Origin of the sequence: Actinomadura rudentiformis, from assembly GCF_008923185.1 — a bacterium.
GTDB classification, from domain to species: Bacteria; Actinomycetota; Actinomycetes; order Streptosporangiales; family Streptosporangiaceae; genus Spirillospora; species Spirillospora rudentiformis.
Map to the genome: position 1 here is coordinate 26,526 of NZ_WBMT01000016.1, position 13,951 is coordinate 40,476.

General features: G+C 69.0%; 11 protein-coding genes. 5 read left to right on the forward strand and 6 right to left on the reverse strand.

The window, feature by feature from the left end:
- Window positions 1-948 carry a methionyl-tRNA formyltransferase gene (locus F8566_RS30640; RefSeq protein ID WP_151565336.1) on the reverse strand — a complete coding sequence of 316 codons (948 nt, stop codon included), beginning with the start codon at window positions 946-948 and terminating at the stop codon, window positions 1-3.
- Window positions 949-1,048: 100 nt separating this feature from the next.
- Here F8566_RS30640 and F8566_RS30645 point away from each other — a divergent pair, with 100 nt between their 5' ends.
- Complete coding sequence (locus tag F8566_RS30645) at window positions 1,049-2,353, forward strand: lysine N(6)-hydroxylase/L-ornithine N(5)-oxygenase family protein (RefSeq protein ID WP_151565337.1); 1,305 nt, start codon at window positions 1,049-1,051, stop codon at window positions 2,351-2,353.
- 40 nt (window positions 2,354-2,393) lie between these two features.
- Window positions 2,394-3,128, forward strand: a complete 735-nt coding sequence (locus tag F8566_RS30650; RefSeq protein WP_151565338.1) for an aspartate/glutamate racemase family protein — start codon at window positions 2,394-2,396, stop codon at window positions 3,126-3,128.
- Window positions 3,129-3,223: 95 nt separating this feature from the next.
- Here F8566_RS30650 and F8566_RS30655 read toward each other — a convergent pair whose 3' ends face one another.
- Complete coding sequence (locus F8566_RS30655; RefSeq protein WP_151565339.1) at window positions 3,224-3,523, reverse strand: hypothetical protein; 300 nt, start codon at window positions 3,521-3,523, stop codon at window positions 3,224-3,226.
- Between the two features lie 81 nt (window positions 3,524-3,604).
- Here F8566_RS30655 and F8566_RS30660 point away from each other — a divergent pair, with 81 nt between their 5' ends.
- Window positions 3,605-4,063: a hypothetical protein gene (locus F8566_RS30660; protein WP_151565340.1), complete on the forward strand. Its 459-nt coding sequence runs from the start codon at window positions 3,605-3,607 to the stop codon at window positions 4,061-4,063.
- A 6-nt stretch (window positions 4,064-4,069) separates the two neighbouring features.
- Here F8566_RS30660 and F8566_RS30665 read toward each other — a convergent pair whose 3' ends face one another.
- Window positions 4,070-6,088: a hypothetical protein gene (locus F8566_RS30665; protein ID WP_151565341.1), complete on the reverse strand. Its 2,019-nt coding sequence runs from the start codon at window positions 6,086-6,088 to the stop codon at window positions 4,070-4,072.
- 209 nt (window positions 6,089-6,297) lie between these two features.
- Here F8566_RS30665 and F8566_RS30670 point away from each other — a divergent pair, with 209 nt between their 5' ends.
- Window positions 6,298-9,663 carry a DUF4132 domain-containing protein gene (locus F8566_RS30670; RefSeq protein WP_151565342.1) on the forward strand — a complete coding sequence of 1,122 codons (3,366 nt, stop codon included), beginning with the start codon at window positions 6,298-6,300 and terminating at the stop codon, window positions 9,661-9,663.
- Window positions 9,664-9,680: 17 nt separating this feature from the next.
- Here the strand turns inward: F8566_RS30670 and F8566_RS30675 are convergent, their stop codons facing one another.
- Genes F8566_RS30675 through F8566_RS30685 form a run of 3 tightly spaced genes read right to left on the reverse strand, consistent with a single transcriptional unit; the run spans window position 9,681 to window position 12,689 of the window.
- The gene (locus F8566_RS30675) at window positions 9,681-10,499 is read right to left on the reverse strand and encodes an ABC transporter ATP-binding protein (protein WP_151565537.1); all 819 of its coding nucleotides are present in this window, start codon (window positions 10,497-10,499) and stop codon (window positions 9,681-9,683) included.
- 26 nt (window positions 10,500-10,525) lie between these two features.
- Entirely contained in the window at window positions 10,526-11,599 is a 1,074-nt protein-coding gene (locus F8566_RS30680) for a FecCD family ABC transporter permease (RefSeq protein WP_151565343.1), read from the reverse strand.
- Between the two features lie 4 nt (window positions 11,600-11,603).
- Window positions 11,604-12,689: a FecCD family ABC transporter permease gene (locus F8566_RS30685; RefSeq protein WP_225993659.1), complete on the reverse strand. Its 1,086-nt coding sequence runs from the start codon at window positions 12,687-12,689 to the stop codon at window positions 11,604-11,606.
- Between the two features lie 145 nt (window positions 12,690-12,834).
- On the opposite strand from F8566_RS30685, the gene F8566_RS30690 reads away from it, so the two are divergent.
- Window positions 12,835-13,878 carry an ABC transporter substrate-binding protein gene (locus F8566_RS30690; protein ID WP_151565345.1) on the forward strand — a complete coding sequence of 348 codons (1,044 nt, stop codon included), beginning with the start codon at window positions 12,835-12,837 and terminating at the stop codon, window positions 13,876-13,878.
- Window positions 13,879-13,951 lie beyond the last annotated feature (73 nt).

The following is a 13,951-nucleotide window of genomic DNA, read 5'->3' on the forward strand; positions in this document are numbered from 1 at the left end:
TCAGGGGCGATCGGTGAGGTAGCCGCCCATCTTCCGGAACAGCTCGCGGGCGGGGAGGTCCTTGCCGTCCTCCGTGCGGACGCGTTCGATGACGAGCCCGTGGCTGCGGCCGCGCCGGGCGTCGGCGCCCGCGACGATGACCACGCCGTCGCCCTCGGGGATGAACACCCGCCCGGGAGTGCCGCCGTAGACGCCCTTGGAGACCGAGGCCTTGAGCACGCGGATGCGCTCGCCCTTGTAGTAGGTGAAGGCGTTCGGGTACGGGTCGGACTGCGCGCGGACGAAGCGTTCCAGGTCTTCCGCGGGCCACGTCCAGTCAATGGCGCTGTCCTCGAGGGAACGCTTGTGGAAGAAGCTGGCCTTCGTGCGGTCCTGCGGTGTGAACTTCGCCTCACCGGAGGCGATGAGGGCGAGCGACTCCTGCACGATGGGGCCGATCAGATCCACGGTCCGGTGGAACAGGTCGGTCGCGGTGTCGGCGGGCCCGACCGGGACGGCGCGCTGCAGCACGATGTCACCGGCGTCCAGCTCGTCGTCCATCATGTGCGCGGTGACGCCGACCTCGCTCTCGCCCGCGATGAGCGCCCAGATGATGGGGGAGAAGCCGGCGTACTTGGGCAGCAGCGAGTCGTGCACGTTGAGGGTGCCGTGCCGGGGCAGGTTGAAGATCTCCGGTGGGATCCAGGTGCGCCAGTTGTTGGCGACGATGAGGTCCGGGTCGGCCTCCTTGAGCCGCATCATCAGCTCCTCGTCGTCGGGCCGGTTGCGCAGCAGCACCGGAACACCATGCTGTTCGGCCAGGTCGGCGACCGAGTCGCTCCAGATCTTCTCGTACGCGTGGTCGCTCTTCGGGTGCGTCACGACCAGGACGACCTCGTGCTCGGACTCCAGAAGTGCCTGCAGTGTGCGGTGACCCCAGGTCTGGTAGCCGAACATCACGACCCGCATGGTGCCTCCTTGTGAGGGTGAAGAGGACAGGTTAGGCTCGCCTTCATTAGGTGAGCCTAACCTAAACACCTGAGCGCGTCCCCTCCCGGAAAGGCCCCCCATGTCCCTCGCCGCGACGCATGTCCACGATCTGGTCGGCATCGGTTTCGGACCCTCGAACCTCGCCCTCGCGATCGCGCTGCGCGAGCACGGCGGCGACCCGATCGACGCGGTCTTCTTCGAGAAGCAACCGGCGTTCGGATGGCACCGCGGGATGCTCATCGAGGGCACGACGATGCAGGTCTCGTTCCTCAAGGACCTGGTCACCATGCGCAATCCGGCGAGCGAATACAGCTTCCTTCGATACCTGCAGGACAAGGGCCGCCTGGTCGACTTCATCAATCACAAGACGATGTTCCCGTCGCGGGTGGAGTTCCACGACTACCTGGAATGGGCGGCCTCCTCGTTCACCGACGAAGTGGAGTACGGCGCCGAAGTGGTCGCCGTCACCCCGGTCACCGTTGATGGAACGGTCGAGGCGTTCGACGTGCTGGTCCGCGCGGGCGGCTGCGCCGACGAGCTGACCACCCGCCGCACCCGCAACCTCGTCATCGCCGCTGGCCTCGAACCGTTCCTCCCCGAAGGCGTCGTCACCGAAGAACGCGTCTGGCACAGCGAAGACCTCCTCGACCGCCTCCCCACCCTGCGCGACCCCAAGCGCGTCATCGTCGTCGGCGCGGGCCAGAGCGCGGCCGAGGTGACCGACCACCTGCACAGCACGTTCCCCGCCACCGAAGTGTGCGCCGTTTTCGCCAAGTACGGCTACACGCCCGCGGACGACAGCTCGTTCGCCAACCGCATCTTCGACCCCGTCGCGGTCGACCACTTCTACGAGGCGCCCGAGCCCGTGAAGGCGATGCTGAACGACTACCACGCGTCCACCAACTACTCCGTAGTGGACATCGACCTCATCGACGAGCTCTACCGGCGCCACTACCAAGAGAAGGTCCAGGGCGTCGAACGTCTCCGCATCATGAACGCCTCCCGCCTCACCGAGGTGACCAAGACCCCCGAAGGCATCCGGGCCACCGTCCAGTTCCTCCCCACCGGCGAACGCACCGTCCTCGACGCCGACCTGCTCGTCTACGCCACCGGCTACCGCCCCGGCGACCCGCTCACCCTTCTCGGCGAAGCGGGCGAGTACTGCCACCGCCTCCCCAGCGGCAGCCTCCGCATCGGGCGCGACTACCGCGTCGCGACCTCCGACGAGGTCCGCTGCGGCATCTACGTGCAGGGCGCCACCGAGCACACCCACGGCATCACCTCGACCCTCCTCTCCAACACGGCCGTACGCGCGGGCGAGATCGTGGAGTCCATCGCCACCCGCCTCCGCAAGAACCAGCCGTCCTACGCCCTGTCCCGCTGACGAGGGCTGCGCACAGCGTCACCGCTGGCAGGATGGAGAAATGGACACGGCCCGACATTTGGGAATCCTCGCCCACAGCACTGAGGGTGCCGCGCTCAGTTTCCTCTCGTACTGCCAGGAGGGCTTCGAACGCACCGGCCGCCACGAGCAGCCCGACGTGACCATGGACTACATCGCGTTCGGCCGCAGCATGCCCGCCTGGGACGCGGGCGACTACGCGACCGTGCGCAAGACCCTCTCGACGAGCGTTGACCGCCTCGCGCGTGCGGGCGCGGAGTTCTTCGTCTGCCCCGACAACACCGCGCACATCGCCTTGGAGGAGCCGGGGCCGGACCTCGCCCTGCCCGGACTGCACATCGCCGAGGTGCTGGCCGACGAGGGGGCACGCAACCGCTTCACCTCGGTAGGCGTGCTCGGCACCACGTACACGATGGACGGCCCGGTCTACCTCAGCGCTCTCGGCGCCCGCGGCATCGCAGCCGAGATCCCGGATGAGAAAGACCGGCTGATCGTCAACCAGATCATCTTCGACGAGCTGGTGAACGGCGTCTTCACCGACGAATCGCGCGCCGAGTACGTACGGATCATCAAGGACCTGGCGGCGCGGGGCTGTGATGCGGTGGCGCTGGTGTGCACGGAGATCCCGCTGCTGGTGAAGCCGGAGAGCTCACCGTTGCCGACGCTGGACTCGACGCGGCTTCAGGCTCGCGCGGCGTACGAGGTGGCCTCTGGCGAGCGCCCTCTCCCGACTTGGCGCGGTGGACCTGTGCGATGACTACAGGCAGCCCGGTGCTGTCGCTCACTGCGGGTGAGCGGGCTCGCTTCCTCAGCGCGAGGAAAGCGGACCACGACCTGCCGTAAAGCCTGGGCTCAGTTCCAGAGGGTCGCTTCCAATCGCGTGACCTCCTTGGGCGTCCGCTGCAGGGCGTCCTCGGTGGCCTGAATCAGGCGGCGGAGGCTCGCACGCAGCCGGTGACGCTGGTCGATGAGATCACGCTCGAAGACGTCCGCCGCACCGCGTTTGCCGCTCACCCATACCTGACGGCTGGCCATCCGCCTGATCGGCTTGTCCAGCGCGCGTTCGGCATGTTCGGCGTCCTGCTTGAGGCTGCGCAGCAGGCGCTCCAACTCCTGGTACTTCGGGTTGGGCACCATGTCAGGAGTCGTCATGCTCGCCGTTCCTCCCCCTCGGTGGCGGAGACGCCGGAACCCCGGCATTCTAAGTGCATGCCGAGGCCTCGCTCCAGCCACGTGAGCACCCTCGTTCTCCTTACGGGGCTTGCGTTGTCGGCCTGTGGCGACGACAAGCCCGACGGCCCCACTGTCGCCCAAGCCGACAAGGCGCTCCATGCCCACATTGACGAGCTGGTAGGTGTGGGTGTTGGCAACGTCCGCAATCTTAAGATCACTGACCCGGGCGGCAAGGACATTCCCTGTGGTGAGGGCAAGGCCAAGCGGACCTATGCGGTGAGCGGCGACAAAAGGGATCCCAAGCGGGACGACCTGAGCCTCACTCCTGTGGAACTCTCGAATTCCATGTTTGGAAGGCTGACCACGCACGTGGCGAAGTACGAGCTCAAACAGTTCAGTGGAGGAGATCCCAAGAAGGTCATGTCCAACGCCGAAACGCGAACGAACTTGACGTTCGTTGTCCCGGCCAAGGGCGTGATCGAAATTTACGGATCCACTGACTGCCTGCGCAGCGGTTAGGCGATCTCAACCAGCCTTCTCCCATGCCGCGGCGGCTTGAGACGCTTGATCTTGCATTCCTGAGAAGTCGCTGGTGGCCTTGACGGCTACCTGGCCGAATGCGGTTTCGCTGTCACCGCCTCGGCCGTTGGCCTTCAGCCACGCGAGGTAGTTGTCGAGAATCTTGGGGTTCTCGGTCATCTCGTTGTAGGGGATGAGGCCCTCGTCGTTCCAGAAGAGGTGGCCGGGGTGGGGAAGCTTGGCGTCGGCGGGCTTGACCTTCATGGGGTAGCCGCCCTGGAGGAGGCGCTGGACCATGGCGTGCTGGAGGCCGAGCGACATCTGGAGTTCCTTGTCCTCCAGCATGCTGAGCCGGGTCTTCTGGTCCGCCTTGTCCTTGATGGCGTCGAGTGTCTGTCCGGACTGTTTGGTGACCACGTACCAGATGGCCTCCACGGCCTGGGCGCCGGCTTCGCTGACGGGCAGGCCGCCTACGAAGACGTCGGCGACGTCGAAACCCAGGTCGGCGAGCGTGCGCATCATTTCGCGGTTGCGGGCGTCGCGTTCGTCCAGGTCGCCTTGGACGGTCTTCTGGGCTTGGGTCTGGAGGCCGCTGACGTAGCCGAGGGCTTGCATGATGCGTTCCAGGCCGGGGGCGTCTGGGCGGATCTTGCCTTGTTGTTTGGCGATCTCGATGTGGATGCCGAGGCGCACCAGGCGGTGCGACAGGCGGCCCATGCCCTGGTCGAGGAGCGCCATGTTCTCGGGTGAGTCGGCGAACAGCTTGAGATAGGCGTAGGTGTCCTGGGGGCTGAGGCTGAACATCGGCTTGAGGCCGGGCGTGTGGGTCTTGACGTTGCCGAAGGCGGTGTCGGTGACGCGGTCGTCGAGGTTGGCGCCTTCGGCGATCTCGGTGGCATAGGAGCCGGCGATGCGGGCGAGTTCGATGCGCATCGGGTCGGGGAGGCGGTCGGACACTTCGGGGAGTGCGGTCATTACGGCGAAGGCGAATCGCGCGGAGTGCGCGCTGTGGGCACCGTCGGTCTCGTCCTTGGCGCCCGCTCCTGCGGAGAGCGCCCGGCCGAGTTGCTGGGCGGTGGCCTCGTCGAGACTGGCCATGCGGGTGAACGTGGCGAGGGTGTGGCCGAGGTCGGGCTGGTGGGGCGGTGTCAGATCGCCCGGAGCGCGGCCATTGGGCTGGGGGAAGGTGTGCGCGACGCCTTGGAAGGCAAGCCGGGCTGCCGCCGGATTGTTGCTGAGTGCCTGGAACATCCGCTGCAGAGTGTGCCAGTCGGTGGCGGTCAGGTCTGGGCGGGCCGTCGCGCCGCCTGCGGTGAACTGCTGGTAGGCCGGTTCGAGGGCGTGCAGGCGGGCCAGCGCCGCCAGCCACTCGGGCGGGAACGATCCGTATGAGAGGAGGGTGGCGACGCCTTGCCGGTCGGCCACGGGGAGATTCTTGTCGAACATGGCCTTGGTGACCGTGCCGAAGCCCGGCACGTCCATGCCGCCGGACACGGCACTGGCGAACGCCTCGCCGGTCTCGCGCAGCTGTCGTGCGACGTGGCCGTCGCGCCCGTGAGCCTCGATGAGGGCGGGCAGCCGGCGGGTGAGCTCCGGGCCGAGTCCCGCGAAGAACGCGGCGGCGTAGTCGGCGTCGAAGCGGTATGTGCCCAGTTCGTTGAGGATGTCGTGGTGGTCGCTCGACTTGAGGAAGCGGGCGGCGAGTTCGGCGCCCATCTGCCGCGCTCGGGAGGGCGAAAGGATGAGGGACTCGTCGACCGAGGCAAGCCCTGGTCGGGACGAGTCGTCCAGAGCGATCGCCAGGTCGCGGCGCCGGGTCAGCATCGGCAGCTGCTCGTCCACCCAGGCGCACACCTGGTCGATCTCCCGCAGTGCGGTGGTGTCGATGCCGTAGCGGACCAGCCTTGGCCGGTAATGCCCCATCGCTCCGGCGATGTCGGCGCGGCCACGGCGGAACTCGTTGATCAGTCCGTCCATGAGCGTGGGGTCGATGCCGCTGAACCCCGGTGGGAACGGCGTGCTCACCCGGCACCACTCCGATGACCTGTCCCGTGCGAGCTCCCCAGCCGCACTCGTATCGCCACGGTTACTGCATCGGGCATGGCCGGTCAAGGAGTCGCGTCATCTCCAGTTCGCCCGGCTTCGGCCAGCTGTGGTGGCGGCCCAGTGCCGGGTCCACCGCGGACACCAGCCAGATCGCGGATTGTCGGGTGGGTGGCCTACGGTGTGGCGGCATGGTTGATCAACATCTCCCGGTGCGGGACGAGGATGTTCTGGTGCTTCCGGCCGAGCTGCGGCGGCAGCTGCATCCGCGGCGAGGCGGCCACCGCGGGCCGGCGATCAAGGTCGACAAGGGTGCCGCGGCGCGGCTCCGGAAGCGGTGGAGAGCCGAGTGGCGGGACCCCGAGTCGCTGATCGCCCTGGTGGTGCCGGACGGGCAGTGGGCGGACGCCGCACGGAGGTGCCTTGCGGGTGAGGCCGACCCGGCCGGGGCGGCGGCGGTCGCCTTGATCCCGTGGAAGGTCGAGCGGACGGTACCCGGCAGTTGCGGGAAGCCGGACCACTGGATCTGGAAGGGCGGCGCCTGGGTCAACAAACGGGGCATCTCCGACAAGCAGCTTGATGGGCGCGAGGACGACTGGGTCCGGAGCGGTTACAACGGCTGGTCCAAAGGGGGCATGCCCGAAGATCTTCTGGAGTTGCAGAGCTCGCTCGTGGACGCGTGGTCCTCGGAGCATGGCTTGGCGTTCGCGGCCTGCGCGCTGGTCGAGCTGAGCACGGTCGGGGCGACCTGGGCCGCCGGCTCGAAGGTCGCGTTCCGTACCGGCAAGAAACTCTGGCTCGGCGAGGAGGGCGCACGGCGCATGCGGACCCTGCTGGCGGCGGCCGATGACCGCGACTACGAGGAGGCGGTCGGAAGGCTGGCGGAGCATCGCCGGACCCTCTATCAGAAGGTCGTCACGTCATACCTGCTACCGACGCGGCAGAACTGGCTGAACGACTGCCAGGAGTGGCTGGACGACAGCCCCGACTGGCAGCTGGAGTGGCTGCATATCGCGATCTCCACGCCGAAGCGCCTGGCAATGAACAACGCGCTGGCCCATGAGGGACACCCCGTGGGGCTGCTCGTCACCCTGGCCGACGCCGCTGGGGCGGACGCCCTCCCACTGTTCGCCCGGGGCCTGGACGGCCACGCCGACGACGTCGAGCGCAAGCGGCTGCTCAAGGTGATCGGCTTGATGCCCTTCGACGAGGCGTTCCAGGTGCTGCTGGACCGTGTCGACGGCCGGCACGTCGAGTCGGCGCTGACCACGGCGATGACACGGTTCCCGGCGCGGGCGCTGCGGATGCTGGCCGCGGCGGGCGCCACCGATCTGCTCGCCGGTCACGTTCAGGCCCACCCGGACCTGGCCGCGGCGATGCTGGCCGATCTGCCGGGCGAGTCCCGTGCTCTCGTCGAGAAGGTCACCGCGGCCGACATGCGGATACCGGAAGCGGAGCCGGATGACCTGCCAGGGCTGCTCGTCCAGCCGCCGTGGACCCGCGAGCGGGCGAAGCCGGTGGTCATCCCGGGTCTGGAGCCGCCTGGCGAGGTGACGATGAGCTGGGCACCGGGTGAGCGGGAGGCCTGGAACACCCCCTTCCAGCCCAAGCTTGACCCGGCCGCCATGGACTGGGAGAAGGCTGCCCGGAGATTCCGATCCGGAGGCTGCGACTGGCAGGAGGAAGCCGAAGTACTGCTGCTGGGGCCAGAGGAGGTGGTCCGGCCCCTGCTCGCCGGCTGGGGGAGCGGCTGGTGGCCCATCAGCTGGAAGAAGCGCGTGGCGAGCCGATTCGCCGAGGACGCCGTGGGAGTGGCGCTGGCCGCCGCCAAAGAGTTGCCTGAGGAATGCGGAGAACTTCTCCTCCCGTACCTGAACGCCGACGTCGCGGCGCTGGCGGCCGACTGGCTGGCCACCAGGAAACTGACCCGGCGAACGGCGATCGACTGGTTCGACCGGCACGGCGCCGGTGCGGTCCGAATGCTCATTCCCTCCGCACTCGGAAAGCCCGGGAAGAAGCGCAGGCAGGCCGAACGAGCGCTGCGGCTGCTGGCCCGCCGGACAGGCGCCGAGAAGATCGTGGCGGCCGCGCATGACCTCGGCGCGGAGGCGGCGAACGCGATCGAGGCGCTGGTGGCCGACCCGCTGGATCACCTCCCGGACCCGGTGCCGTCCGTGGAGGGCTGGGCCGTCCCGGGCGCGCTCCCGCAGATCCTGCTGCGCGGCCGTGAGCGGGCGCTGCCGGTCGCGGCGGCCGGTCACGTGATCACAATGCTCGCGATGTCGAAACCGGACGAGGTCTACGCGGGCGTCGACGTGATCCGAGGACTCTGCGACAGCCGTTCCTTGGCCGAGTTCTCCTGGGCGTTGTTCGAACGCTGGGAGCAACACGGCGCACCGGCCAAGGACGGCTGGGCCATGGACCAGCTCGCCTGGCTCGGCGACGACGAGACGGTCCGCAGGCTGGCCGCCGCAGTCCAGGTCTGGCCCGGCGAGGGAGGCCACCAGAAGGCGGTGCGGGGTCTGGACGTGCTCGCCGCCCTCGGCACCGACCTGGCGCTCATGCACCTGCACGGCATCTCGCAGCGGGTGAAGTTCACAGGGCTCAAGTCCCGGGCCCAGGACAAGATCGCGGAGATCGCCGGGAGCCTCGGCCTCACGACCGAGCAGCTCGCCGACCGCACGGTGCCGGACTTCGGGCTGGACGATGACGGAAGCATGACGCTCGACTACGGGCCGCGCCGCTTCACCGTCGGCTTCGACGAGGCGCTCGTCCCGTACGTCCTCGACGAGGACGGCCACCGGCGTAAGACACTGCCTCGTCCGAGTGCGAACGACGACACCGACCTCGCCCCCGCCGCCTATCAGCGCTTCTCCTCGATGAAGAAGGTGGCGCGAACCGCCGGCGCGGAACAGGTCCGGCGACTGGAGCGGGCCATGGTCACGCGACGGCGGTGGACCGCGGCCGAATTCCGCGACCTGTTCGTCAAGCATCCCCTGGTCTGGCACATCGCCCGCCGCCTCGTCTGGCTGGCCGAGGAGGACGGCACGACGACGGCTTTCCGGGTCGCCGAAGACCGCACGTTCGCCGACGTCCACGATGATGCGTTCACGCTCCCCGAGACGGCGACGGTCGGCATCGCACACCCCCTGTGCCTGGGCGACGATCTCGCCGCTTGGCGGGAGGCACTGGAGGACTACGAGATCCTGCAGCCGTTCCCCCAAGTCGAAAGAGGGACCTACGCGCTCACCGAGGCGGAGCGCCACAGCGACCGGCTCACCCGCTTCGAGAACCTCACCGTGCGGACGGTGCGGGTCCTCGCCCTGCGTCACCGTGGCTGGGAGCGCTCCGGTTTCGGTCTCTTCCGCGTTCTGCCCGCCGGTCGGAGCGTCTTCCTTGAGGTGGACCCAGGTCTGCCCTTCGGCAGCCCCGACGAGGAGCCGGAGCAACGGATCGATACCGTCCAGCTAACCGATGGAGCCCTTTTCGGCGACCTGGACCCGGTGACCGCCTCGGAGATCATCGCCGACCTGACGTCGCTGGCAGGAACGCCCTAGACGCGCTGGAGGCCGGGTCATCGGTGGTGGCGGCCTATGGGGATGACCAGCGGGGTGCCGCTGACCGGGTCGGGTGTCACCTGGCAGCGCATGCCGAAGACGTCCTCGACCAGCTCCGCGTCGATCACGTCGGCGGGGCTGCCCTGGGTCACGATCGCGCCGGACTTCATGACGATGATGTGGTCGGCGTAGCGGCACGCCTGGTTGAGGTCGTGCAGGACCATCACGATCGTGCGGCCTTCGTGGCGGTTGAGGTCCACGACCAGGTCGAGCACGTCGATCTGGTGGGCGAGGTCGAGGAAGGTCGTCGGCTCGTCCAGGAGGAGGATCGGGGTGCCCTGCGCGACGGCCATGGCGATCCAGGCACGTTGGCGCTGGCCGCCGGAGAGTTCGTCGATGGGGCGGTCGGCGTGCTCCAGCATGCCGGTGGCGCGCAGGGCCTCGGTGACGGCGTTCTCGTCGCCGGACGACCATTGGCGCCACCAGGTCTGGTGCGGCGAGCGGCCCTGGCCGACCAGGTCGGTGACGGTGAGCCCTTCGGGGGCGACGGGCGACTGGGGGAGGATGCCGAGCCGCTGGGCGACCTGGCGGGTCGGCATCGAGTGGATGGAACGGCCGTCGAGGTGGACCGCCCCGCTGCGTGGAGGCAGGAGGCGGGCCAAGGCGCGCAGGAGGGTGGACTTGCCGCAGGCGTTCGCGCCGATGATGACGCTGATCTGGCCGGACGGCACCACGAGGTCGAGGTCCTCGACGACGACGCGGTCGTCGTAGGCGAGTTTCAGCCCGTTCGCCCGCAGGTCTGGAGCAGGGAGTGCGTCCTGTGCCGGGGCGGGCATGCGGGACTTGAGGAACGTCACGGACTTCAACCTCCAGAGCCGGCGCGGTTGGCGCGGGCCAGCTGCCACAGCAGGAACGGTGCGCCCAGGACGCCGGTGACGACGCCGACCGGGATGACCATGTCGGACAGGAGCCGCTGGCTGATCAGGTCGCTCAGCAGCACGATGGCCGCGCCGGTGAGCGCGGCGGCGGTGAGCGGCGGTGCGGGGGTGCGGGCCAGCCGCTGGGCGATCTGCGGCGAGGCCAGCGCGACGAACAGGACGGGACCGGTGGCGGCCGTCGCGAACGCGGCCAGTGCCGATGCGGAGAGGACCAGGGCCAGGCGTGTGCGCTGCACCGGTGTGCCCAGTCCTGCAGCCACCTCGTCGCCCAGCAGCAACGTGCGCTGGAGGCGGGTGAGCAGGACCAGGATGGGGAGCACGAGGAGGAGGGCGAAGGCGAGCGGGCGCGCCTCGGCCCAGCCGCGGTCGTTGAGGCTGCCGACGAGCCAACCCAGGATCTTCTGGGCCTGGTAGAGCTCCATGCGGCTGACCAGGTAGACCGTCAGGCTCGTGCACATCCAGCTGATGCCGATGCCGACCAGGACGATCCGGTAGCCGGTCGTGCCGCGGTTCCAGGCCAGCAGGTAGATCAGCACCCCGGCCGTCAGAGCGCCCACGAGCCCGAGCGTCTGCGAGCTCAGGCCGCCGCCGATGCCGAACGCGACGCCGGCGGCCACGGCCGCGCCGGCGCCCTGGGTGATGCCGAGCATGTCGGGGCTGGCCAGCGGGTTGCGCGTGACGGTCTGGAAGACCGCCCCCGCGGCACCGAACGCGGCGCCGCTGAGCAGCGCGACCATGGCGCGGGGCAGGCGCAGCTCCCGTACCGCGAAGAGCGTCGCGGGGTCGCCGCTGCCCCAGAGCGCGGGCACGACGTCGGGCAGCGCGACCGGGAAGTCGCCGCTCCCGAACGCGATCGCTGTGCAGAAGACGCCGAACGCGACCGCGGCGAGCGTCAGCCACACGAGGATCAGTCGCGGGCGTACGACTCCGGAGACGGCGGGGTGCGTCAGGCGGAACGTGGCGCGGCCTGGTCTGCGGGCGGCGTCGATACCGAGCATGGGCCTACAGCTCCGCGAGCCGGCGGCGGCGGACCAGGGCGATGAAGAAGGGCGCTCCGAGGAACGCCGCGACGAGGCTCACATCGATCTCCTGCGGACGGGCCACGACGCGGCCGATGATGTCGGCGGCGAGCAGCAGGCACGGCGCGACCAGCATCGAGCCGGGCAGCAGCCAGCGGTGGTCGGGGCCGGTGATGAGCCGGACGACGTGCGGCACGACCAGGCCGACGAAGACGATCGGCCCGACGACGGCGGTGATGGTGCCGGTGAGGAGGGTGACCGCCAGCGCGGCGCGCAGCCGGACCATGCCGAGCCGCCGGCCGAGCGCCACCGCGACGTCGTCACCGAGGGCGATGCTGTTGAGCGCCGTCGCGATGCTCAAGGCGAGCAGCACGCCGGCGGCGAGGAACGGCGCGACGCGCAGCAGCGTGCCGCCGTCGTGTCCGGTCAGCGACCCCGACGACCAGTAGCGGTAGCGGTCGAGCGCCTCGGGGTCGGTCAGCGCGATACCGCTCGTCAGCGAGTCGAGCAGGTAGGTGATCGCCACTCCGGCGAGGGCGAGCTTGACCGGTGAGGCGCCGCCGCGTCCCCGGCTGCCCAGGAGATACACGACGACGGTCGCGACGAGCGTCCCGCCGAACGCGAACCAGATCGAGCCCATCAGCGCGGTGATTCCGAACACACCGATCGCGACCACCGTGCCGAACGCAGCGCCCGCGGTGACGCCGAGCAGGCCCGGGTCGGCGAGCGGATTGCGGGTGAGCCCCTGCATGACCGCGCCCGCCAGCCCGAGGGCCGTTCCGGCGAGCACGGCGACCACCGTGCGGAACATCCGCGTGCTCCGGACGATGGCCTCGGTCTCGGGGTCCACGCCCGGATGGCCGGGGTCGAAGAGCGCACGGACGACCAGGTCAAGGGGGATGGAGCGGCTTCCGATCGCCAGCGACGCGAGACACAGCACGACCAGCGCGACGGCGGCGGCGGCGATGAGCAGCGGGCGCCTCAACGGGCGGGGTGGAGGCGCCGTTCCGGCGGCCGGTGAGGCCACGTCCCGCGCGGTCGGCGCGGGTGCCGTGCTGTCACGTGTCACAAAGATCCGATCTGGCTGGTTTAGGCAAGGCATACCTCACTAGCAGGGGGTATGCAACCCTTTCATCGGGATTGAAGATAGGTAAGGCTTACCTTAGTATCGCCGCCGACCGGCGTTCGACTCGAGCCCGAAAAAAGAGGAAGCAATGTCTCGACCTCCCAAGCAACTCGCGGGCGTCCGGCGGGCCAGGCGCCTGCTGACGGCGTTCGCCGCACTCACGCTCGGCATGACGCTCGCCGCGGGCTGCGGCGACTCGGACTCCACCGACAAGGCGGCCGGCGCGGCCGCGCCGAGCGCCGCCGGGGGGTCCTTCCCCGCCACGGTCGAGCACATGCACGGCACGACGACCATCAAGAAGAAGCCGGAGCGGATCGTCACGATCGGCCTCAGCGACCACGAGCCCGTGCTCGCCCTCGGCTACAAGCCGGTCGGCGTCGTCGACTGGTTCGAGCGCAAGCCGTTCACCGACTGGCCGTGGGCCAAGAGCGCGTGGGGCGGGACCGAGCCGACCGTCCTCGGGCTGCGCGAGGACGGCGTCAAGATGGAGAAGCTGCTCGCGCTGAAGCCCGACCTCATCTTCGCGATGTACTCGGGCGTCGAGAAGAAGCAGTACGACCAGCTGTCGAAGATCGCTCCGGTGGTCGCCCAGCCCAAGGGCTATGACCCGTACGCCGCGCCGTGGAAGGAGTACACCCTCCTGGCCGGCCGCGCGCTGGGCGCCGAGCCCAAGGCCAAGCAGCTGATCAGCGACATCGACGCCAAGTTCGCGCAGGTCCGCAAGGACAACCCGCAGTGGGCGGGCAAGACCGCGGTCGCGGCGGACAGTTTCAAGGCCGGTACCTACTCGGCCTTCCAGAAGGGCGACCCCAAGTCGGCGTTCCTGGCCGACCTCGGCTTCACCGTCCCCGAGGAGATCACCAAGAAGGCCGGCAAGTCCAACGTCGTCGAGTTCGGCTCCGAGGGGCTCAACATCCTGGAGGTCGACCGGCTGGTGTGGCTGACCACCGGCAAGGAGCCGCACGCGCGCATCAAGGCCGACAAGGTCTACAAGGAGCTCAAGGTCGCCAAGGAGGGCCGCGACCTGTTCCTGACCTACCAGGACCCGCCGATCGGCGCGGCGCTCTCGTTCAACACCGTCCTGAGCATCCCCTACGCGATCGAGCAGACGGTCCCGCTGATCAAGAAGTAGGTCCGGCTGCTCAAGAAGTAGCGGGACGGGAACGACGACACTCACTGCGGCAACGTGCGGAAAGGCTAGGGGA

Excerpts from the sequence above, each read along its gene's own strand:
- F8566_RS30640 (WP_151565336.1), bottom strand. The coding sequence starts at position 948 with ATGCGGGTCGTGATGTTCGGCTACCAGACCTGGGGTCACCGCACACTG.
- F8566_RS30645 (WP_151565337.1), top strand. The coding sequence starts at position 1,049 with ATGTCCCTCGCCGCGACGCATGTCCACGATCTGGTCGGCATCGGTTTC.
- F8566_RS30650 (WP_151565338.1), top strand. The coding sequence starts at position 2,394 with ATGGACACGGCCCGACATTTGGGAATCCTCGCCCACAGCACTGAGGGT.
- F8566_RS30655 (WP_151565339.1), bottom strand. The coding sequence starts at position 3,523 with ATGACGACTCCTGACATGGTGCCCAACCCGAAGTACCAGGAGTTGGAG.
- F8566_RS30670 (WP_151565342.1), top strand. The coding sequence starts at position 6,298 with ATGGTTGATCAACATCTCCCGGTGCGGGACGAGGATGTTCTGGTGCTT.
- F8566_RS30675 (WP_151565537.1), bottom strand. The coding sequence starts at position 10,499 with ATGCCCGCCCCGGCACAGGACGCACTCCCTGCTCCAGACCTGCGGGCG.
- F8566_RS30680 (WP_151565343.1), bottom strand. The coding sequence starts at position 11,599 with ATGCTCGGTATCGACGCCGCCCGCAGACCAGGCCGCGCCACGTTCCGC.
- F8566_RS30690 (WP_151565345.1), top strand. The coding sequence starts at position 12,835 with ATGTCTCGACCTCCCAAGCAACTCGCGGGCGTCCGGCGGGCCAGGCGC.